At 39.1% G+C, this 20868-nt stretch carries 22 protein-coding genes and 1 tRNA gene; 7 read left to right on the forward strand and 16 right to left on the reverse strand.

The genetic code is table 11. The features are described 5' to 3' along the window. Positions 1–26: 26 nt before the first annotated feature. The 7 genes from CMT41_RS07705 to fdxA form a co-directional block, all read right to left on the reverse strand. Positions 27–569 (reverse strand): tyrosine-type recombinase/integrase, encoded by a 543-nt coding sequence (locus CMT41_RS07705; RefSeq protein WP_442855082.1) that lies wholly within the window; start codon positions 567–569, stop codon positions 27–29. A 102-nt stretch (positions 570–671) separates the two neighbouring features. Then, positions 672–1094 carry an integrase arm-type DNA-binding domain-containing protein gene (locus tag CMT41_RS07710; RefSeq protein ID WP_058026913.1) on the reverse strand — a complete coding sequence of 141 codons (423 nt, stop codon included), beginning with the start codon at positions 1092–1094 and terminating at the stop codon, positions 672–674. Positions 1095–1260: 166 nt separating this feature from the next. Continuing rightward, positions 1261–1337, reverse strand: a tRNA-Val gene (locus CMT41_RS07715). A 164-nt stretch (positions 1338–1501) separates the two neighbouring features. Then, positions 1502–2869: an MATE family efflux transporter gene (locus CMT41_RS07720; RefSeq protein WP_058026915.1), complete on the reverse strand. Its 1368-nt coding sequence runs from the start codon at positions 2867–2869 to the stop codon at positions 1502–1504. A gap of 178 nt (positions 2870–3047) precedes the next feature. Next, positions 3048–3254: a CPXCG motif-containing cysteine-rich protein gene (locus tag CMT41_RS07725; RefSeq protein ID WP_057180756.1), complete on the reverse strand. Its 207-nt coding sequence runs from the start codon at positions 3252–3254 to the stop codon at positions 3048–3050. Between the two features lie 134 nt (positions 3255–3388). Then, on the reverse strand, positions 3389–4309 hold the full coding sequence (locus CMT41_RS07730) for a fructosamine kinase family protein (RefSeq protein ID WP_057180753.1): 921 nt from the start codon (positions 4307–4309) through the stop codon (positions 3389–3391). 80 nt (positions 4310–4389) lie between these two features. Next, positions 4390–4725, reverse strand: a complete 336-nt coding sequence (gene fdxA / locus CMT41_RS07735) for a ferredoxin FdxA (RefSeq protein WP_057180754.1) — start codon at positions 4723–4725, stop codon at positions 4390–4392. A gap of 147 nt (positions 4726–4872) precedes the next feature. Between fdxA and CMT41_RS07740 the strand changes: the two genes are divergently transcribed. Next, the gene (locus CMT41_RS07740; protein ID WP_058026917.1) at positions 4873–6564 is read left to right on the forward strand and encodes an NAD(P)/FAD-dependent oxidoreductase; all 1692 of its coding nucleotides are present in this window, start codon (positions 4873–4875) and stop codon (positions 6562–6564) included. Positions 6565–6839: 275 nt separating this feature from the next. Here CMT41_RS07740 and CMT41_RS07745 read toward each other — a convergent pair whose 3' ends face one another. Then, the gene (locus CMT41_RS07745) at positions 6840–7571 is read right to left on the reverse strand and encodes a hypothetical protein (protein WP_058026919.1); all 732 of its coding nucleotides are present in this window, start codon (positions 7569–7571) and stop codon (positions 6840–6842) included. A gap of 757 nt (positions 7572–8328) precedes the next feature. Here CMT41_RS07745 and thrS point away from each other — a divergent pair. From thrS to CMT41_RS07770, 5 genes are all read left to right on the forward strand, one after another. Then, positions 8329–10242 carry a threonine--tRNA ligase gene (gene thrS / locus CMT41_RS07750; protein ID WP_058026921.1) on the forward strand — a complete coding sequence of 638 codons (1914 nt, stop codon included), beginning with the start codon at positions 8329–8331 and terminating at the stop codon, positions 10240–10242. A gap of 120 nt (positions 10243–10362) precedes the next feature. Next, entirely contained in the window at positions 10363–10920 is a 558-nt protein-coding gene (infC, locus tag CMT41_RS07755; protein WP_057180759.1) for a translation initiation factor IF-3, read from the forward strand. A gap of 181 nt (positions 10921–11101) precedes the next feature. Next, positions 11102–11296: a 50S ribosomal protein L35 gene (gene rpmI / locus CMT41_RS07760; RefSeq protein ID WP_019029135.1), complete on the forward strand. Its 195-nt coding sequence runs from the start codon at positions 11102–11104 to the stop codon at positions 11294–11296. Positions 11297–11312: 16 nt separating this feature from the next. After that, positions 11313–11672 carry a 50S ribosomal protein L20 gene (gene rplT / locus CMT41_RS07765; protein WP_057180760.1) on the forward strand — a complete coding sequence of 120 codons (360 nt, stop codon included), beginning with the start codon at positions 11313–11315 and terminating at the stop codon, positions 11670–11672. Between the two features lie 229 nt (positions 11673–11901). Then, positions 11902–13005, forward strand: a complete 1104-nt coding sequence (locus CMT41_RS07770; protein ID WP_057180761.1) for a phosphoribosylaminoimidazolesuccinocarboxamide synthase — start codon at positions 11902–11904, stop codon at positions 13003–13005. 59 nt (positions 13006–13064) lie between these two features. On the opposite strand, the gene CMT41_RS07775 is transcribed toward CMT41_RS07770, so the two are convergent. Beyond that, a complete protein-coding gene (locus CMT41_RS07775) occupies positions 13065–13922 on the reverse strand; it encodes a hypothetical protein (protein ID WP_057180762.1) in 858 nt (285 codons plus the stop codon). A gap of 87 nt (positions 13923–14009) precedes the next feature. Continuing rightward, positions 14010–15044 (reverse strand): Leu/Phe/Val dehydrogenase, encoded by a 1035-nt coding sequence (locus tag CMT41_RS07780; RefSeq protein ID WP_058026923.1) that lies wholly within the window; start codon positions 15042–15044, stop codon positions 14010–14012. A gap of 231 nt (positions 15045–15275) precedes the next feature. Here CMT41_RS07780 and CMT41_RS07785 point away from each other — a divergent pair, with 231 nt between their 5' ends. Continuing rightward, positions 15276–15683 (forward strand): DUF4826 family protein, encoded by a 408-nt coding sequence (locus CMT41_RS07785; RefSeq protein WP_058026925.1) that lies wholly within the window; start codon positions 15276–15278, stop codon positions 15681–15683. A gap of 21 nt (positions 15684–15704) precedes the next feature. Here CMT41_RS07785 and CMT41_RS07790 read toward each other — a convergent pair whose 3' ends face one another. The 6 genes from CMT41_RS07790 to CMT41_RS07815 form a co-directional block, all read right to left on the reverse strand. Further along, positions 15705–16169 (reverse strand): GNAT family N-acetyltransferase, encoded by a 465-nt coding sequence (locus CMT41_RS07790; protein ID WP_335338158.1) that lies wholly within the window; start codon positions 16167–16169, stop codon positions 15705–15707. A 135-nt stretch (positions 16170–16304) separates the two neighbouring features. Beyond that, the gene (gene purB / locus CMT41_RS07795; protein WP_057180766.1) at positions 16305–17675 is read right to left on the reverse strand and encodes an adenylosuccinate lyase; all 1371 of its coding nucleotides are present in this window, start codon (positions 17673–17675) and stop codon (positions 16305–16307) included. Positions 17676–17764: 89 nt separating this feature from the next. Continuing rightward, entirely contained in the window at positions 17765–18397 is a 633-nt protein-coding gene (hflD, locus tag CMT41_RS07800; RefSeq protein ID WP_057180767.1) for a high frequency lysogenization protein HflD, read from the reverse strand. 45 nt (positions 18398–18442) lie between these two features. Beyond that, positions 18443–19585 carry a tRNA 2-thiouridine(34) synthase MnmA gene (gene mnmA, locus CMT41_RS07805; RefSeq protein WP_058026928.1) on the reverse strand — a complete coding sequence of 381 codons (1143 nt, stop codon included), beginning with the start codon at positions 19583–19585 and terminating at the stop codon, positions 18443–18445. A 115-nt stretch (positions 19586–19700) separates the two neighbouring features. Continuing rightward, a complete protein-coding gene (locus CMT41_RS07810; RefSeq protein WP_231733000.1) occupies positions 19701–20192 on the reverse strand; it encodes an NUDIX hydrolase in 492 nt (163 codons plus the stop codon). Then, a complete protein-coding gene (locus tag CMT41_RS07815) occupies positions 20182–20787 on the reverse strand; it encodes a pseudouridine synthase (protein WP_057180770.1) in 606 nt (201 codons plus the stop codon). The genes CMT41_RS07810 and CMT41_RS07815 overlap by 11 nt, the downstream gene beginning before the upstream one ends. Between the last annotated feature and the right edge of the window lie 81 nt (positions 20788–20868).

Raw genomic sequence — 20868 nt, forward strand, 5'->3', positions numbered from 1 at the left:
CCAGATAAACCTGAATTATTATTTAATTAATTGAAAAGCTTAAAAATAAATACCTTTAGAAAACAGTGCATTTTCATACGTTCAGCAGGAATAACCCACAATTTATTCTCTAAATCTATTTCTGACCACTCGGCTTTAGCACTTTTACTGGGTCGAGTCATGGTGTGAAGTTGCCACTCAATTAAACATCTGGTGACTAGCTTAATGCTGGCGTAACTGATGTCTTTCATTAGTTTACCTAATTCATTAGGCTTAATGGTTGGCATATTAGTTACTTTTGGAGCGGAAAATGCGCTACGAATACCAGACAAGGGGTTGTGCTGTAATATCCCTGTATTAAGAGCATGGGTCATTACATTGTTTAAGTGACCAATGATCTTCCCTGTAGTTTCTAAATTACCTTTAGCGGCTAAGGGCTTTAATGCTTCAATAGTTTCTGGTGCTAAGATTTTATCAATAGGGCGGTGGCCTAACTTGGGGAACACGTGATTTTCAAATTTCCGCCATAAACTTGTTGCGGTATTTTCTGCGATAGTTGTTTTTTTAACATGCCTATGTAGTTTACTCAGGAACTCTTTGTAAACGTCATCTTCGAAGTCTCTGGTCGGAACGTAGCATGGATGCTACTTGTTAGACAATGCAGGACGCATATTGTCCGGATCTATTGTTCTTTATACACTGGATCCCCGATTAAAACACCACGGGGATGACGATCCTGAGCCAAGTGCATAGGCATGTTTTTTAATAACAAACCAATCGGTAGCTACACTTTTTAAGGTATGACTAGCAGCAAGTATTTGTTCGCGGTGTTTATCGTCTTTGTATTCTTTAGGATCTATATTATTGGCTAACAGTTCGCGTGCATGCTCACGTTTTTTTCTGGCATTAGCTAGTGACGTTTCAGGGTATGAACCTAGGCTGATTGAAGTACGCTTTTTATTATAAGGTTTAAGATAATCTAATAACCATTGTTTTGAGCCATTAGGCATAACGCGGAGCTGTAAACCATTACCATCAGATAACTTATACATTTTATCTTTGTGCTTTGCTTGTTTAACTTCTGTATTGGTAAGTGGTTTAGTTCTTATAGCCATTTTAAGTAGTACAACTTTTATCAAATAAAATCGGTACTACATACCGTACTACTAAAAAGTGTGGATTTCAAAGAACAGCATAAAATAGCTTTGGACATAAAAAAACCCGTAAAACCTTTGGTTATGGGCTTTACGGGTTTTCTTAGAGGGTTATTAAACCCTAATATGGTGCTCGCTACGGGACTCGAACCTGTGACACCTTGCATGTCATGCAAGTACTCTAACCAACTGAGCTAAGCGAGCAGCTGTTGATAACTCAACGAGGGCTATGTTAGCTTCTGATTAATCACCTTGCAAGTAGTTTTGTGTAATTCATTGAGAAATAAGTACTACTTGCTGATTAAAGCAACAAAGTGATTGAATATGGCACTATCACTTTAAGTTGAGCCTACTGGGCTGGTCTCTTCTTATACGAGTATGGCCTTTTTAATTCGCTGTTGAATGACGTGTAAGCGCCAAGCCAGTAATATTGCCGCGGTAGTTAAACCAATAATAAAACCTACCCAAAAGCCATATGGACCCATTTTAGGGACAATCCAATCGGTTATTCCTAACATTAAACCCACAGATAAACCAACGACCCAATAAGAAACAAAGGTAATATATAAAATGGATTTAGTGTCTTTATAACCGCGTAAGGCACCTGCGGAAATGACTTGAATGGTATCTGAGAATTGATAAAGGCTAGCAAGTAACATTAAACTGGCCGCTAATTCTATCACGGGGGCCTCTGTACTATAAATACCGGCGATTTGTGTTCTAAAAAGTACGGTTATTAACGCAGTAAAGCACGCGAGTGCTAGGCCAAGCACTATTGAATACTTGGTATAGTCTCTCGCTTGTTTAAAGTTTCCATTACCAATAGCGTAACCTACTTTGATGGTTGTCGCCATGGCAATGCTTAGCGGCACCATAAACACTAAGCCAGTAAAGTTTAAGGCAACTTGGTGACTGGCGACAACTTGTGCGCCAAAAGGGACCAATATGATAGCGACAATGGCAAAGAGACTGACTTCAAACAGTAATGACAATGCAATTGGAATGCCCAAGGCAAGGATGGCTTTTATCTCAGCTAACACTGGCCAATAAAAAGTATTAAATAAATTGGCTTGTTTTAGCACCTTTGAATAAAAGCAATAAATAAGCATACTGATACACATAGACCAGTAGACTAATGCGGTTGCTAGCCCACATCCAGCGCCACCAAGGGCTGGCATACCAAACTTACCATAGATGAATATATAGTTTGCTGGAATATTTACCAGTAAACCAATGATACTAATAATCATGGTTGGCTTAGTATACGACAGACCTTCAGAGTAGTTTCTTAGCACTAAATAGATGCAATAGCCTGGTGCGCCCCAAACAATATAGCCTAGGTAGTCAAACATTAATGCTTCAAGGTTACCCTCTAATGTAACGAGTGGCGCTAAAATAGGGGTGAGGATGTAGTAAAGGCCGATTAACGATATACCGAGCAGCAAAGCTATCCAGCCTGTTTGATAGGTTTGCTCGACCACATCCTTATACTTGTTGGCACCGGCAAGCTGAGAAACAATAGCTGCCAGAGCCATAATTAAGCCGTAAATGGTCAATATTAGTGGTAGCCAAATACTATTGGCCACGGCCACGGCGGCTAAATCAGTCGCGCTAACACGTCCCGCCATGACAATATCAACAAAGCCCATTAAGTTTTGAATTAATTGGGCTATTAAAATGGGGTAAGTCAATTTTAATAAGCTTTTACTATGGGTGCGGAAGTCAGCTAGGTTCATGTTATCGGTAACTTTAATAAAGGGGGCAGGGGAAAACGAATATTAACTATCGTTAAATGCAAAGCATGATAGAGGAGATGGCTTGTGCAAACAAGGCAAAAAATGTCTTAAAATAAAGTCAAGCTAGTTTATAGATGAGCTGTTTAGTGAGCAGTGAATTTACGTGTTTAAGGCGTGGTTAGAATACTTGTTCATCATCACTATCAATGGTTAAGTGAATCTTTTTTCTATATTCATCGACGTGTAAATGGTAGTGAATTTCCATGCAACAAGATGGGCATTCATCGTAATAGTCTTGATCGCCCCCTGAAGCATCTAGGGTCGCGTGTAAGTGGTGGCCACAGTGGGGACAAGAAATGCGTTTTTCACTGAGTTTATTAATCATATAGCCTGCCATAACAAAAGGGAAAAGGGTTTTATATCTTCTTTATTAAGTATGACTATTTTTAATTAAATTACCAAAAATAGCGGTTAATTCTAGTGCTTATTAACGAAAACTTTGCTCTATATCTTAAATTATTAGTGTAAGGGTAGAGACATAATTCGTGATAATGCTGCTTTGGCTTGGTCTATATAGATACCACCAAAAATATTAGCATGATTGAGAATATGGTAAAAATTATAGACTAGCTTTCTTTGGCTATAGCCATCATCTAACGGGTACTCTGCTTGGTAGCCATGATAAAAATCGTCAGGAAAATGACCAAATAATTCTGTCATAGCAATATCAACTTCTCGGTCACCATAATAGCAAGCGGGATCAAAAATCATCGCTTGCTCACCGGTAAAACCGGTATTACCTTGCCATAAGTCACCATGAACTAAACAGGGGGTCACTTGATGATGAAGTAAGGCATCGTGACAAACTTGGGCTATGTGTTCAATATTCCCTAGCATAATGGAACGTTCGGACAGTAATTGTAATTGCCAAGCAATGCGTTGGTCAGCAAAGAAGGTGGTCCAGTTACTGCTCCAATGATTAGGCTGAATTGTGCTACCAATGTAATTATCATGTTGCCAACCAAACTGGCCATGGCTAGTTTCATAATGCATTTGTGCAAGTTGTTGACCTAGTTGGTACCAAAGCATAGGTTTAGCGGTACTAAAGTCGATATAATCGAGCACTAAAAAACTTTTATCTAAGCTGGTTCCTAGGGTCGTTACCCTTGGACTGGCAATATTGGTTAGTGTGTTCAGTTGCTTTAATGAATAAGCTTCGGCTTGAAAATTATCTAGATAATCTTTGCTATTTATTTTTAAAAAATAACAACGCTGGCCATCAGAAATTTTAAAAGAGAGATTTAATGGCGGCTCTTTATTATTAAGTAAACTAGTGAATGAAGAGGCTCTAGTACCACTGATAGAAATTTCTTGCGTTTCTGAAATATGAAATGGCTGGCCAGTTTCAATGCTAATGGCTTGTTCAATGCAATGCCACATAGTTATCCCCAAGGGTTGTAATATCTTTTTTAGTATAGCTGCTTTCCTATCGACTGTAGCTTACTTAAGGGGGGCGAGCGTTAGTCATCTGCTTGTGTTGCTAAATACTGGATTTTATCGGTTACCCCATCCCATTTTTCTGCTTGTGCTAAAGCCGGCTTTACTTCGGTAATTCTCGGCCAGTTTTTGGATAATTCAGCATTAAGCTCAATAAATTCTTTCTGATCTTCGGGCACAGCATCTTCTTGAAAAATAGCATCAACAGGGCACTCAACCGGACATAAATCACAATCAATACAATCATCGGGGTTAATAACCAAAAAATTAGGCCCTTCATAAAAAGCATCAACAGGGCACACTGCTACACAGTCAGTGTATTTACATAAAATACAGTTATCGGTTACCACAAATGTCATAGTGTTATCTAAAATCGTTAATGTTGGTGTTAAAAGTGCTGTTGATCATACCTTTGTTGAGCGCAATTTCAATCTCTTGTTTATAAAATGATAGCGTACAGGTAAAATAGTGAAAAATATTACTCTTCCTATGCTGGATCTTAAAGAATGATTCGTTTAACTAATATTAAACTCGCCCTTGACCATCAAGAGCACGAAATTGAACAAGCTATTTTAACTAAATTAGCCATTAAAAAGGTTCAGTTAGTCAATTTTACTGTGTTTAAACGTGGTTATGATGCCCGTAAGAAAAATAATATTTTTCTTATTTACACCTTAGATGTGGAAACAAAGGTTAATGATGAGCTGTTGGCACAATTTTCTGATGATACTCAGGTAAAAGTAACGCCAGATATGAGTTATAACTTTGTTAGTCAAGCTCCCCAAGACCTTACTAGTCGTCCTGTTGTTATCGGTATGGGACCTTGTGGTTTGTTTGTTGGATTATTATTAGCGCAAATGGGTTTTAAGCCCATTATCCTTGAGCGCGGCCAAGATGTGCGACAACGTACCAAAGATACCTTTGGCTTTTGGCGGAAAAAGATTTTAAATACTGAATCTAATGTGCAATTTGGTGAAGGTGGTGCCGGAACTTTTTCAGATGGTAAGCTCTATAGTCAGGTTAAAGACCCGAAGCATTACAGTCGTAAAGTTCTGCATGAATTTGTTAAAGCAGGTGCTCCGGAAGAAATCCTTTTTGTCAGCAAACCGCATATAGGTACCTTTAAACTAGTGACTATGGTTGAGAAAATGCGCGCTGAAATTTTTGCACTCGGCGGCGAAGTTCGATTTAACCAGCGGGTAGATAAAATTCACTTTACCGATGTTGACGGTAATGCCTGTACAACCCAAGGTATTGAAGGCTACCAAAATAAAAAAGTCACCGGTGTAACTCTCTCCAATGGCGATCATATTGAAACAAGTTATATCGCTTTAGCGATTGGCCATAGCGCTCGTGATACCTTTGAAATGTTATTTGATGCAGGTGTTTACATTAAACCTAAGCCATTTTCCGTTGGTTTTCGTATTGAACATGAGCAATCGGTCATTGATGAAGCACGCTTTGGTGATAATGCCGGTAATGAAATTTTAGGCTCTGCAGATTATAAATTAGTTCATCACTGTAGTAATGGTCGCTCGGTTTATAGCTTTTGTATGTGCCCTGGCGGCACCGTTGTTGCCGCTGCATCTGAAGAAGGTCGCCTCGTGACTAATGGTATGAGTCAATACTCTCGTCATGAGCGTAATGCCAATAGTGCGATTGTTGTGGGCATTGAACCGGCAGATTTTAGTAATAAGAGTGCCAGTGGCGAATTTGCTAGTGAACGTGACCACGTTCTTGCTGGCATCGATTTTCAGCGGAAATTAGAAGAAAAAGCCTTTAGACTTGGCGGTGAAAACTATGACGCGCCAGTACAACTGGTTGGTGATTTCCTCGCCGGACGTAAAAGTGGTAAACACGGCAGTGTCACGCCGTCGTATAAACCTGGGGTTACTTATTGCGATTTAAGTGAATCGTTACCCGATTATGCCATCGCGGCAATTAGAGAGGCATTACCTGCTTTTGAAAAGAAAATTAAGGGTTTTTCCATGGCAGAGGCAACACTAACGGCAGTAGAAACTCGAACTTCATCACCTATTCAAATTACTCGTGATAAAGAAACCATGCAAAGTCTTAATAGCCAAGGGTTGTATCCAGCGGGCGAAGGGGCCGGTTATGCTGGTGGTATTTTATCTGCCGCTATTGATGGTATTAAAATCGCAGAAGCCATGGCGTTAGCGATTACCGCTGAACAATAAAATTAAGGCTCTGTTGTAGAACACTGTTGTCTATAATGTAACACACTGATTTAAAGGAAGGTGTTGCTGATGTGATAAGAGCGAGCATCACAAGCATGGATGCTTGTGTTGAGCCCCATGGAGGGGATTATGTTCAGGACGAACGGTATATCGCGGTGACAGGATGTCAATGAGCGTGTATGCGTCTCGCTCGTTTACTCAACAACACCAAACTACAACAGAGCCAAAATTAATGTTTTGTTAAGGTTGAAGGAATATTCGTTAAGGTTTATTTATTAAGGTATTACCGATAATTCAGTAATACCTTTAATGGCTTGTTGTTGCCATTTTTCTTCGGGCAACTGACGCCTAATATTGCGCATACTTTTCCAAATTGATTTAAGCGCTATATGATCAGCCAGCCATTTTGGTGTGTTACCCCGACCATCGGCGGTAAAAATATACTCAATATATAGTTCGGTTAGTTTTATTGACGCATCATTATCTTCTGGTCGCTTAGGTGTTATTTTCCAATGGGCATGATGAACTTTTACTTTTAAATAATCTTCTATATTGGTTAGCGCTAGTGGACTTCTTTTATCAGTTTTCATCGCGCTTATATCGGTTATGTTGATTTCAACACTGAGATCATCGTTTTGCCAATAGCTGGAATTGAGTATTAAGATTCTGGGCATAAATGGCCATATTTTTGCTAATTTTATATAAAAGCTATGTTCTTTGGCTGAATATTGCTTAATTATTTCACTTTCACTGGCGTTAACTAACCAATTTGGTGTGTTACTGACATCTTGTAAAAACAGTAAAAATCCGGCAATGCTTGAATGGACAGTCGCGGTGGCTCTAATTTCGATGAGATTTTTATCCGTTTTACCTGTGTGGGCAGCTGTACGATAACTAACACTTTGCTCACTAGTCTGTTTCCATGTTTTCCAAGGGTTTTGTGAGGCAAGGACAAATTGTTGAGCTGGCCAGACAATAAGAGCAGTAAGGAATAGTAATCTTTTCACTTAAATCAACTAGTTGTTAATTGCTTTAACAATATTATTACTGATTTACCGGTAAAGTGCTATGCAGATTTCTTTTAATAGCAGGGTCATCTCTTCAGCAGTAATCGGTTTGCTACTTATAGGCAACCTCGAGCCAAATCTAAATTAAAGCATTTTTTATGGCTCAAATTTTTGCTTAGTTTCAATCCTTTCAACAACACTAGTGCCCGGTATAGACTGTGCTGTTAAGGCGGTAAAACTTTTATTGGCAGGGCCAAAGACTTTTTTTTATATTTTTAAAGATAAAAAAGTATTGAGATGCTGTTGAAAATCCTTGTTTTAACAGGGCAAGGCTTTTACAATCAGCACATTAAAAAAGAGCTCATAGCTCTTTCTATGTTCAGGACGAACGGAGTTATCTTAAAGTTAGCTAAGCACATGCAGCAGCATAGGTGCTGTTATGTTCAGGATGAACGGAGCTATTTTTAAAGTTAGCTAAGCACATGCAGACGTGGCATGGATGTCACTTAATAGAGAATGCAGACGGTACAGGAAGTACCTTATTAGATAATGCAGGAGCAATTATCCTGAGCACATTCTCCTGAGCAAGGTGCTGTTATGTTCAGGATGAACGGTATTAAGCACATGCAGGAGCATAGGTGCTGTCATGTTCACTATGAACACATATAAGTTATGCTTTTGTCATGGCTTAATCATTTAAATACACTATTAAAATTCAAGCGACGCTTTGTGTGCGCCGCCACTGATAAGGAAACACATGCCGGTAATTACTCTCCCTGATGGTTCAACTCGTTCATTTGATAATAACGTCTCTGTAATGGACGTCGCGCTTGATATCGGCCCAGGTCTTGCTAAAGCGACCATTGCTGGCCGTATCAATGGTGAATTAGTTGATGCGTGTGAATTGATAACAGAAGATGCTTCCTTACAAATTATCACCAGTAAAGATAGCGAAGGTTTAGAAATTATTCGTCACTCTTGTGCACATTTATTAGGGCATGCTATTAAGCAACTATGGCCAGATACGAAAATGGCGATTGGTCCTACTATCGATAATGGTTTTTATTATGATGTCGATTTAGAGCACACCATTACTACAGATGATTTGCTTAAGCTTGAAAAACGTATGACTGAACTTGCCCGTACTAATTATCAAGTGGTGAAAAAAGTGGGGTCGTGGCAAACCGCTCGTGATGCCTTTGCTGAGCGCGGCGAAAGTTACAAAATTGAAATTTTAGATGAAAATATCTCTCGAGATGATATGCCTGCTTTGTATCATCATGAAGAATATATCGATATGTGTCGAGGCCCACATGTGCCGAGCATGCGTCATTGTCATCACTTTAAATTAATGAAGCTCGCCGGTGCTTATTGGCGTGGCAATAGCGACAATAAAATGTTGCAACGTGTCTACGGCACAGCATGGGCAGATAAAAAGCAACTTAAAGCCTATATCGTGCGTTTAGCAGAAGCGGAAAAACGTGATCACCGTAAAATTGGTAAAGCCTTAGATTTATTTCATTGGCAAGAAGAAGCGCCGGGTATGGTGTTTTGGCATAATGATGGTTGGGTTATTTATACTGAGTTAGAGAAGTTTATGCGTGAGAAATTACGCGAGTACGATTATGACGAAGTAAAAGCGCCGATGATGATGGACAGAAGTTTGTGGGAAAAGTCTGGTCATTGGGAAAAATATAAAGATAGTATGTTTACCACTACCTCTGAAAAGCGTGAATACGCGATTAAACCAATGAACTGTCCAGGTCATGTACAAATCTTTAACCAAGGTTTAAAATCATACCGCGATTTACCTTTACGTATTGCCGAGTTTGGTTGTTGTCATCGTAATGAGCCTTCAGGCTCGTTACACGGTTTAATGCGCGTACGTGGTTTCACTCAAGATGATGCCCATATTTTCTGTATGGAATCGCAAGTTCAAGACGAAGTGAAAAAATGTATCGAGATGGTTTACGATATTTATGGTTCATTTGGCTTTAAAGATATTATTGTTAAATTATCGACACGTCCGGAAAGTCGTATTGGTAGTGATGAAATTTGGGATAAAGCGGAAGCGGGCTTAGCACAAGCATTAACCGACAGTAATATTGACTTTGAATACTTACCTGGTGAAGGTGCTTTTTACGGTCCTAAGATTGAATTTACCTTAATGGATTGTTTAGGACGAGCTTGGCAATGTGGCACAGTGCAACTTGATTTTGCTTTGCCAGAGCGTTTAGGTGCCACTTATGTTGGTGAAGACAACGAAAGATATACTCCGGTGATGATTCATCGAGCTATTTTAGGTTCATTAGAGCGCTTTATTGGTATTTTAATTGAAGAGTATTCGGGTAAATTCCCAACATGGTTATCACCGACTCAAGCCATAATTATGAATATTACCGATAAACAAGGTGATTATTGTAAAGAAATCGTTAAAAAACTGAAAGAAAATGGCTTTAGAGCAAAACAAGACTTGAGAAATGAGAAGATAGGCTTTAAAATCCGCGAACATACTTTGAAGCGTATTCCTTATTTGTTGGTTATTGGTGACAAAGAAATGGAATCCGGCGAAATTTCCGTTCGGACTCGAAGTGGTGAAGATTTAGGAAAAATGTCTGTTGATGATTTTATCGCTAAGTTATCTGATGAAGTGAAAACGCGTCAGTCATAGTTTAAGCAGCGATAAATTTATAATGGATATTATAAATTTAAAAATAGTCTGCCTTTTTTGTAATTAAACATTAAAGGCAGATATTCAATAAACAGCTAAAAAAGAGTTCTTTGGAGGAACATGGCTATTAAAGGTGGACAACGAGGCGGGCGTAAAGAGCCAGCTCATCGTTTAAATGAGTTAATTACAGATATCTCAGGCAATGAAGTTCGTTTAATTAAGTTTGACGGAGAAGCCGGTGGCATCGTTACATTAGATGAAGCAATGGACCAAGCATATGATGCTGGTGTGGATCTGGTTGAAATTAGCCCTACTGCTAAACCACCCGTTTGTCGTGTCATGGATTACGGCAAGTTTATCTATGAAAAAGCTAAAGAGCAGAAAGAACAACGTAAAAATCAGAAACAAATTCAGGTTAAGGAAATTAAATTCCGTCCTGGTACAGATGAAGGCGATTATCAGGTAAAACTACGCAACCTGAAACGCTTTTTAGAAAGTGGCGATAAGGTCAAGGTTACATTACGTTTCCGTGGCCGTGAAATGGCCCACCAAGAGATTGGTTTAGCGCTACTAACTCGTGTTAAAAACGATTTAGCTGAGCTTACTGTGCTCGAGTTCTTCCCGCGTCGTGCGGAAGGGCGTCAAATGGTGATGGTCTTAGCCCCTAAAAATAGATAAAACTTGGTTTGACAAGTAATAGGGGATTTTCGGATTTCCTATTCACCAACTTTATCTTTACGCTGGTAGTAAAGGCTTACAAGTAAAGTGACCGACTTTAGTTAAATAAAGAAAATTACTTTCGCCCTCGCTACTTAATATTTGGCATATACCCAAAGGGTATAAATGCGGAGTTATTCACATGCCTAAAATGAAAACCAATAAAGGTGCTGCAAAGCGCTTTAAAAAAACAGCCAATGGCTACAAGTTCAAACAAGCTGGCCTTCGTCATATCCTGACTAAGCGTCGTACTAAAGTTAAGCGTCATCTTCGTGCTAAAAGCATGATCGCCGCAGCTGACATTAAGTCAGTTAAAAAACTTTTACGTCACGGTTAATTAGGAGATATAGAAAATGGCTAGAGTAAAACGTGGTGTACAAGCTCGTGCACGTCACAAAAAGGTTCTAAAGCAAGCTAAAGGTTATTACGGAGCACGTAGTCGTGTTTATCGTGTTGCTTTTCAAGCAGTAACTAAAGCAGGTCAATACGCTTACCGCGATCGTCGTCAACGTAAACGTCAATTCCGTCAACTTTGGATCGCTCGTATTAACGCAGCAGCTCGTATAAATGGTTTATCTTACAGCAAATTCATTAATGGTCTTAAAAAGGCTACTATTGAAATTGATCGTAAGATCCTAGCTGATATCGCAGTATACGATAAAGTAGCATTCACTTTCTTAGTTGAAAAAGCGCAAGCTTCTTTAGCTGCTTAAGTATAAGAATGTAAGCTTAACTAAGGGTTAGTTAGGCTTGAAAAAAGGACGCTTTATAGCGTCCTTTTTACTTTTAAGCGATTACGATTTAACTAAAATTATTTGATTGCACCAGCCCGCTAATTATTACTTAAGATCAGAGTGCGGATTAACGGTATAAGTAGTTTTAGTTAAGTGGTATTTTTTCTAAAAAGCTGAAAATATTTGTGAATATATAAGAGAATTAATTATGAACCTAGCTGATAAAGTTTTAGCCGTTAATAACGACCTGCCAATCCGGACGGATGCTCCTGTACACAGTGGTAAAGTACGCTCTGTTTATTGGTTAACTGAAGCAGATAGCAAGCGCCTTATTAAAGAGAAAGGCTATGATGTCCCGAGTGATACCGCTTTAGCTATTATGGTGATCAGCGATCGGATTTCAGCTTTTGATTGCATTTGGACGGGTAAAGATGGCATGCGCGGAGTGCCTGGCAAAGGTGCGGCATTGAATGCCATTTCAAATCATTGGTTTAAGTTGTTTAAAGCGCAGGGACTTGCCGATAGTCATATTTTAGATATACCTCATCCTTTTGTCTGGATTGTACAAAAAGCTAAACCGGTTATGATTGAAGCCATTTGTCGTCAGTATATTACCGGCTCTATGTGGCGCAGTTATGTTAAAGGCGAACGTGAATTTTGTGGCATTGAGCTTGCTGATGGCTTAGTAAAAGATAGTAAGCTAACAGAGCTGCTACAAACCCCCTCAACCAAGGGTGTCTTGCAAGGCATACCCGGTGTGCCAGCGGTTGATGATGTCAATATAACACGTAAAAATATCGAAGATAATTTCGCTGCCTTTAATTTTAAATCGGTTGATGATATAGCCTTATATGAAAAATTACTGACCGAAGGTTTTGATGTTATTTCCACGGCGTTAGCTGACATAGACCAGGTCTTTGTTGATACTAAGTTTGAATTTGGTTATGTGAAAGATATTGACGGTAATGATAAACTGATTTATATGGATGAAGTAGGCACACCAGACTCATCACGTATATGGGATGGTGCGCAATACCGTGCGGGTAACGTCGTTGAAAACTCGAAAGAAGGTTTCCGTCAGTGGTTATTGAATCACTTTGCAGATGCAGATATTTTACTCAATAAAGATCGTATGAACGAGCGTTTAGCACTTGCTGCGGATAATGAATTACCAGTAGATGTCTTAATGCACGTTTCTAAAACATATATAGATCTTGCTGAGAAAATTACCGGTGAAAAAATTATCTTATCTGATAACCCCAAAGCAGAAATAATTACAATATTACGTGAGCAATATCAATTGATTGATTAGTTTTTTATTTGAAAATCACTTACTCAATACCATAAAACCCAGCTTGTCGCTGGGTTTTTTTATTTACCACTGGGCCAAGTTAAACCAAACTTAGCCAATTCTTTTTGCTTAATATTAGGGTTCTCTAATTTGATTACTCTTGAATTTTTAAATTTACTTAGTGGAAAAGCATATTGGGTTAAGGGATGTTTTTGCATGTAATACTCATACGCGCCGGAATCATAAAGGCGTTGTAAGCCTAAAGTTAATCGGTTGGCTAACTGTTTATTATTGCTTTTGACAAAAAAATGCATGGTAAGCGGGTATTGAATAATTAAGTCTTGATAAAATATAAGGTTTGGAAAGCTGCTTTGAACTAGGTCAAGTTCAGCTTGGCCTTCAAAAATACTTAAGGGTAAATAATCACAACGCTTTAACTCGACCATATGTAACATAGCATCAAAGTAGCCAACACGTGCTACAGCAAGACCAGCATGCTCTAATATATCTGCATCTGGCCAGTGTCGCCCCTGGCAAGCAATTACCTTGCTTAAGTCTTTGACTGAATGATATGCGGAGAACTTATTTTTGTCTTGTTGACGTATTATCATACCGCGCCAACCTAAACCGCCACGGAATAAAGGGAAAGCGACCTTATGAAGGTCAGACTGACGAATATCTGAATTACCAGCCCAGACAACATCGTAAAAAGCACCTAATGCTAATAACTTTAACATTCGCTCTTGCCCAGGGTAAGGGACTGTTTGTAAAACCGCGTAACCATACTCATCTGCGGTTTCAATTAAGGCAAGGCGAAGTAAGCCGACAAAATAATCGTGACTGGCATCATCAGGCTTTTGTTTTCCCGTTGTTGTTACCGTCGTTATGGCAAAACAATGGGCTGAAAAAAGTAACAACAAAATGAGCAAGGCTTTCATTGCTATTCCCTATGAATGGTTGTAGCAATTATAGTGTAGCCTGGAAAATCTTGTTGATTACTTGAATGTAGCTTGCCAAGCTAACCGCTATTTACCACCATTTTTAATGATTTTTCGCGCCATTTTATCAGCAATAATACCGGTAGGTCTATTTTGTGCATCAGCCTTAGCATAAATATCTAATAGGGTATGATAGATTTCTTTAACTTTTAGAGTCGATTTTTTAGCATCGTAATCCTCTTCAAAAGAGACATTAATGATACCACCGGCATTAATTACATAATCGGGTGCGTATAAAATGCCATGCTCTACTAAAGCTTGATCATGGCGCGGCTCGGCTAATTGATTATTTGCACAACCAGCAACAATACCGGCTTTTAAACGACTGATGGTTTTATCATTAATGGTGGCACCTAATGCACAGGGGGCATAGATATCAACATCTTGATCATAAATTTCATCTAAACCTACCACCTCGGCATTAAACTCAGTTGCGGCAATATCTAAAGCCGTTTGATTGATATCCGTGATAACAAGTTTTACCCCAGCATTATGGAGGTGTTCGCATAAAAGATAACCGACACTGCCTAGCCCTTGTACGGCAACTTTGAGGCCAGTTAAGTCATCACGATTAAGTTTATGTTTGACCGATGCTTTGATGCCGAGGAAGGTTCCAAGGGCGGTAAAGGGGGCAGGGTTACCGCTTTTACCTTCAGTGCCGGTGACAAAAGGGGTGACAGTGTTAGCAATAGCGATATCACTTGTGGTGATATTGACATCTTCTGCACTTAAATAACGGCCATTTAAGTTATTTAATGCTGCACCAAAGGCTTTAAATAGCGCTTCGGATTTAAGTGTTTTTGCATCACCAATAATGACCGACTTACCACCACCCATACTTAAGCCTGCTAAAGCATTTTTATAAGTCATGCCTTTAGATAGTCTTAAAACATCAATGAGAGCTTCTTCATCACTAGCATAGTCCCACATTCTACAGCCGCCGACAGCAGCACCAAGTTTAGTGCTATGGATGGCAATAATTGCCTTTAGTCCACTTGCTTTATCGCTGCAATAAACAACTTGTTCGTGATCGTCAAAATCAGGTAAATCAAATAAAGCCATCTTTTTATCTCCATTTTTTCTTGCTAGAAAAGGCAATTTAAATGTGTTGTAATGTTTTAAGAGAACCATAGCACCTAGAAAATTGCCAAGCTAGTCACGAGTAACATTAAGTATTTACTATTAGGATGCTAGCTGTAAGCGAAAAGCTACAACTGCACATTATTGGTGACATACTAGCCCCTGGCTGTAAATCAACAATCCAAGATGAATTTGAATAAGTAGAGAGATAAAATGAACGAAGCAGTAAAGATGACAGAAGAGCAACAGCAGCAATGGATAAGAGAGCAATATCAAACAGCCACTAAGTATCTAGCAGAGAAAGGTATTGTCACCAATAGTGTTAAAACGGAAGATAGCCGTTACTTAGTGCCATTGTTAGCACTGTGGAAATTAACCTCCCTTGAAGGGAAAAGTTACTGGGTTTTATGTGGTGATTTACCAAGCGATCACAGCAGTGCTGAGGTTGCCACTAATGCACGTGATGCATTGAGACATTTCTCGCTAAAATGGCAAATGCAGGCAGAAAATCTTTTACAAGCAAAAAGTGAAGAGCAGCATGACTTTGCTCAGTTATTAATTGGCCGCGCGGAAGGTTTGTATAAATTGTATGAAGATGAGTCTCTGTGGCAAGCTAAATAGTTATAACTTCAACGAAAAATATTAGTGATTTAGGTAGTACTTGGCTTTTTCTGCATGTTTTACTGCCTGAGAAATTGCGCATGCCATCCGTTGTTTTGGCATGCCAGCCACCATATAAACGGAGCCAATCGGGTAAAAATCATGTTGAGTAAAGTACTCTACTTTATCTAATGGACTGGAAATAAATACTTCCTTTAGCATGAGTTTATGGGCAATATGGAATAAACCCTGCATAATAAACTTGTCTATTTTTTCATTTCTATAGCCCATAACCACGGCAATACGGCTTATTTCTCCTTGTGGAGAAATACGTCCGGTTGCAATAGGCTGTTGATTTTTATCGTCACATACTAGCATGTGATATGCGGTACGATCACCTTGATCAAATTCAATTTTTTTAGGGATGCGTCTTTCACAGACAAAGACTTTTTCACGAATATTTTTAAGTAGCGGAGCAGCTTGTTGCCAATGATTGGCGAGTTTTATTTGTTTTTATGTATTTTTATTTATCAATTAGGTGATTTGAGGCATTACTGAGGGCTTTTAAGCTTTAAGTATGGGGGCTATAAGCAAAAAAGAAGGCATAGCGCCTTCTTTTTAATGTCAGTGCTTAAAAGTAACTTATTTTAGCTCATCAATAAAAGCAACAGCACGGCCAATATAGCTAGCAGGAGTCATTTCACATAACTGCGCTTTGGCATGATCAGGTAGCTCAAGGGTCATAATAAATTCGCGCATAGAGTCACCGTTGACACGTTTACCACGGGTGAGCTCTTTTAATTTTTCGTATGGTTTTTCAATGCCGTAACGACGCATCACTGTTTGTACTGGCTCGGCTAACACTTCCCAGTTATTGTCTAATTCTGCTGCTAGGTTTGCTTCGTTAACTTGTAACTTGCTAATACCTTTTAGGGTTGCGCCGTAAGCGATCATCGCATGGGCAAAACCAACGCCTAGGTTACGTAACACTGTTGAGTCAGTTAGGTCACGTTGCCAACGAGAAATAGGTAATTTCTGTGCTAGGTGAGTGAAAAGTGCATTAGCAATACCTAGGTTACCTTCTGAGTTTTCAAAATCAATCGGGTTAACTTTATGTGGCATGGTTGATGAGCCAATTTCACCGGCAATAGTTCTTTGCTTGAAGTGACCTAGAGCGATGTAACCCCAGATATCACGATCAAAATCGATTAAAATGGTATTAAAACGAGCGATAGCATCAAATAGCTCAGCAATATAGTCATGTGGCTCAATTTGCGTGGTAAACGGGTTGAATGATAAACCTAATGAGGTAACAAATTCATTAGCGTATTCATGCCAGTCAATGTCAGGGTAAGCGCTAAGGTGAGCATTGTAATTACCTACGGCGCCGTTAATTTTACCTAACAACTCCACCTTGGCGATTTGCTCACGTTGACGCTGTAAACGTACATATACGTTAGCCATTTCTTTACCTAGGGTGCTTGGCGAAGCAGGTTGTCCGTGAGTACGACACATCATAGGTATAGTTTTGTATTCAACCGCTAGCCCTTTGATAGCAGCTAGAATTTTGTCCATTTCTGGTAATAATACTTTTTCACGACAGTCATTCAACATTAAACCATGGGATAAGTTGTTGATGTCTTCAGAGGTACAAGCAAAGTGAATAAATTCAGTGACTGCATGCAATTCAGCATTATCAGCAATTTTGTCTTTTAAGAAGTATTCAACCGCTTTAACATCATGATTGGTTATCGCTTCAATTTTTTTAATGCTTAACGCATCTTCTTCACTGAAGTCAGTGATAATGGCATTTAAAGCAGCATTCGCTTCGGTGGAAAATGCTGGAACTTCAGCAATAGCACTTGTTTCAGCAAGCTTTTGTAACCAACGTACTTCTACGGTTACGCGGTATTTAATTAGACCAAATTCACTAAAAATAGGGCGTAATGATTTTACTTTGCTGCCATAACGACCATCTACTGGTGATATTGCACTTAATGCTGAAAGTTCCATAATCTTTTCCTAGGTTATATGTAGGTTATATTAATATGCTCTGTAACTAAGCTGTTAAGTTACAGAGCTAAATAGAGGGTAAATTTTTATCAAATTCTGTTGAGTAAGGCTTTAGCGGTATCAACTATTTTTTTACGACTAAATAATATATGACGTCTTTTACCGCCCGTTTGTCGCCATAAGACTGCCGCACGTATGCCGGCTAACAATAACGCTCGAATTTTATATTGATTTACGTTTTGCTTTAAAATACTGGGCTCGCCAGTGACCTGAATTTTATTACCTAAGGGACTAATAATATCACTATAAATACTGGCAAAACTGGCAATTAAGGTCTCGCTTGTTATTGGATAATGGGCAAGCTGTCGCTCAGTTGCATTGATACGTTCACCCAAGGCGTTGAGCTGTTTAGGTTGTTTAGCAAGGCGTCTTTCTAAGTTTATTAAGCTAATGATATAGCGAGTAAACTCAGGGTCTTTTTGTTTGCTAGCACTGCTTGTCTCTTTATCACTGCCTAAATGCTGAATTAACAACTCCAGACCCTTTTTGATATTACTGAGTTTGCCACCGTAAACCGCTAAGGTATTATCGGGGGAGGTTTCTATAATACTTTGCAGTAACACACGGAATTCTTCATCCGTGATATGACCTGATCGTGAGACTTGTTGTACTTGATAAGCAACTTGGCAAATAGCGGCAAAAGTAATGGTTTGATCTTTCATTTTATCTCTTGTTTTTGGCTTGTATTGGCTTAAACGATGTTAATTTTAACGAATGAGGGTATCAATAATACCACCACCTAAACAGACATCACCTTGATAAAATACCACCGATTGCCCAGGGGTAACTGAGCTTTGTTTTTCATTAAAATCAATTTGGTATTCTTGCTTTTCTACACTAACATTTACGTCACTCGTTAAAGGGGTTACCGTACAAGAGACATCTTCTTGGCGATAACGCGTTTTAACGGTACATTGGATACTGTTACTGAGTGCTTTTCTATCAACCCAGTGTAATTGATTTGCTATGACACCTTTAGAAAATAGGCGAGGGTGGTTGTGACCTTGACCAACAATTAAAACATTACGTAATAAATCTTTTTCGACCACGTACCAAGGTGCTTCACCTGCATCAGCTAGACCGCCGATACGTAAGCCTTTTCGTTGCCCCAGGGTATGATACATAAGGCCGTCGTGATGGCCGATAGCCACGCCTTCGGCTGATTCAATAATGCCTGGTTTTGCCGGTAAATATTGACCAAGAAAATCTTTGAATTTACGCTCACCGATAAAACAAATACCCGTGCTATCTTTTTTATTATGGGTAACTAAGCCAGCCTTTTCGGCGATAGCGCGTACTTTCGGTTTTTCAATATGGCCGACCGGAAACAAGGTTTTAGATAATTGCTTTTCGTCTAAAGTGTAAAGAAAGTAACTTTGATCTTTATTACTATCGAGGCCTCGTATCATCTTCCAGCCATTATCACGAAACTCACGTTGCACGTAATGGCCAGTGGCAATATAGTCGGCGCCTAAATCTTCACAAGCAAACTCTAAAAAAGCTTTAAATTTTATTTCTTTATTACACATGATATCGGGATTAGGGGTACGTCCGGCTTTATATTCAGCAAGAAAATACTCAAATACATTATCCCAATATTCGGTAGCAAAATTGATGGTGTGTAATTTAATATCTAGTTTGTCACAAATAGCTTGGGCATCTTCTAAGTCTTGAGCAGCAGCACAATACTCATCAGTATCATCTTCTTCCCAGTTTTTCATAAACAAACCTTCTACTTGATAACCTTGCTCTTTAAGCAAGTAAGCAGAGACCGATGAGTCGACACCACCAGACATACCAACAATAACTTTGGTTTGCTCTGGGGGGGTATTATTTGTGGCTGTTAACATATTTGTTTGACCAATAGACTTTAAAAATTAAGCGTACTAACTATCTATAACTAAAAATAAGTGTACTAAAATAAGAGGCGCAAAATTATAACACGCACAACTAACAGGATATAGATTAAAGATTAGATTTTAGTTGTGATAAGGGGATTTTATTACCCGCTAAGTAATCTTCAATGCACTCTAATACCATGGAACTACGTAATTGCAGACCTTTTGCTTTTATTTGCTCAAGGCTAAGCCAATGAGTGGCTATTATTTCGCTATCTTGTGGCTGGCCGGTTAAATATTGATCCAATTCGATGACAAAACAAAAACGTAAAAAATACAGTTGCAGATCTGGTCGATGAAAGTAGTAAATACCACACAGGTATTCGGGCTCTACGCTTAAGCCCGTTTCTTCGAGTACTTCACGTTTAATGGCCGACGTAAGGCTTTCATTTTCCTCTAAGTGCCCAGCAGGCTGATTGAATACTACTTGGTTATTATCTAATTCTTCAACAAATAAGAATTTACCTTTATGGTGGATAATCGCCGCAACCGTGGTATTGGGCTTAAATTGGCTTGAGCCGTGCTCATTGCTCGTTGATATATCGGCGTTACTCTTCAACTTTAAAATCCCCATTGGCTATATTATCTAAAGTCCAATTGCCGATGCGGTATCTAATGAGTCGCAAGGTAGGAAAACCAATGTTTGCCGTCATGCGTCTAACTTGCCTATTACGACCTTCAGTTATGGTGATTTCCAGCCAGGTGGTGGCAATATTGGCGCGTTCCCTTATCGGGGGAATACGTGGCCAAATTTTAGGTGCCAGCATAATGGCTACTTTAGCTGGTTTAGTCATACCATCTTTTAATTCAACACCTTGTCGTAACTTAGCTAAATCATGCTCTGTTGGCGCACCTTCAACTTGCACCCAATAGGTTTTCTCGGTTTTTTTAACCGGATTGGCTATTTGATGCTGTAACTTACCATCATTGGTTAATAACAATAAACCCTCACTGTCCCTATCAAGTCGTCCTGCTGCATATACATTAGGTATAGTGATAAAATCTTTTAAGGTTTGGCGATTATTCTCATCGGTAAATTGGCATAAAACATCAAAGGGTTTATTGAAAAGTACAATTATTCGCTTTTCGCTAAGTGGTCGTACCTGCTGTTGGTTTTTAGCGCTATGTCTTGTATAGCCTTTACTCTGCTTCATTTTTAGACTAAATATCCTTAAAAATATGTGATGGCTCGCCGCTTGGCTATATTAATACGCTTTGAATTACTATACTATGCG

This window comes from Colwellia sp. MT41 (genome assembly GCF_001444365.1).
Lineage (GTDB): Bacteria > Pseudomonadota > Gammaproteobacteria > Enterobacterales > Alteromonadaceae > Colwellia > Colwellia marinimaniae.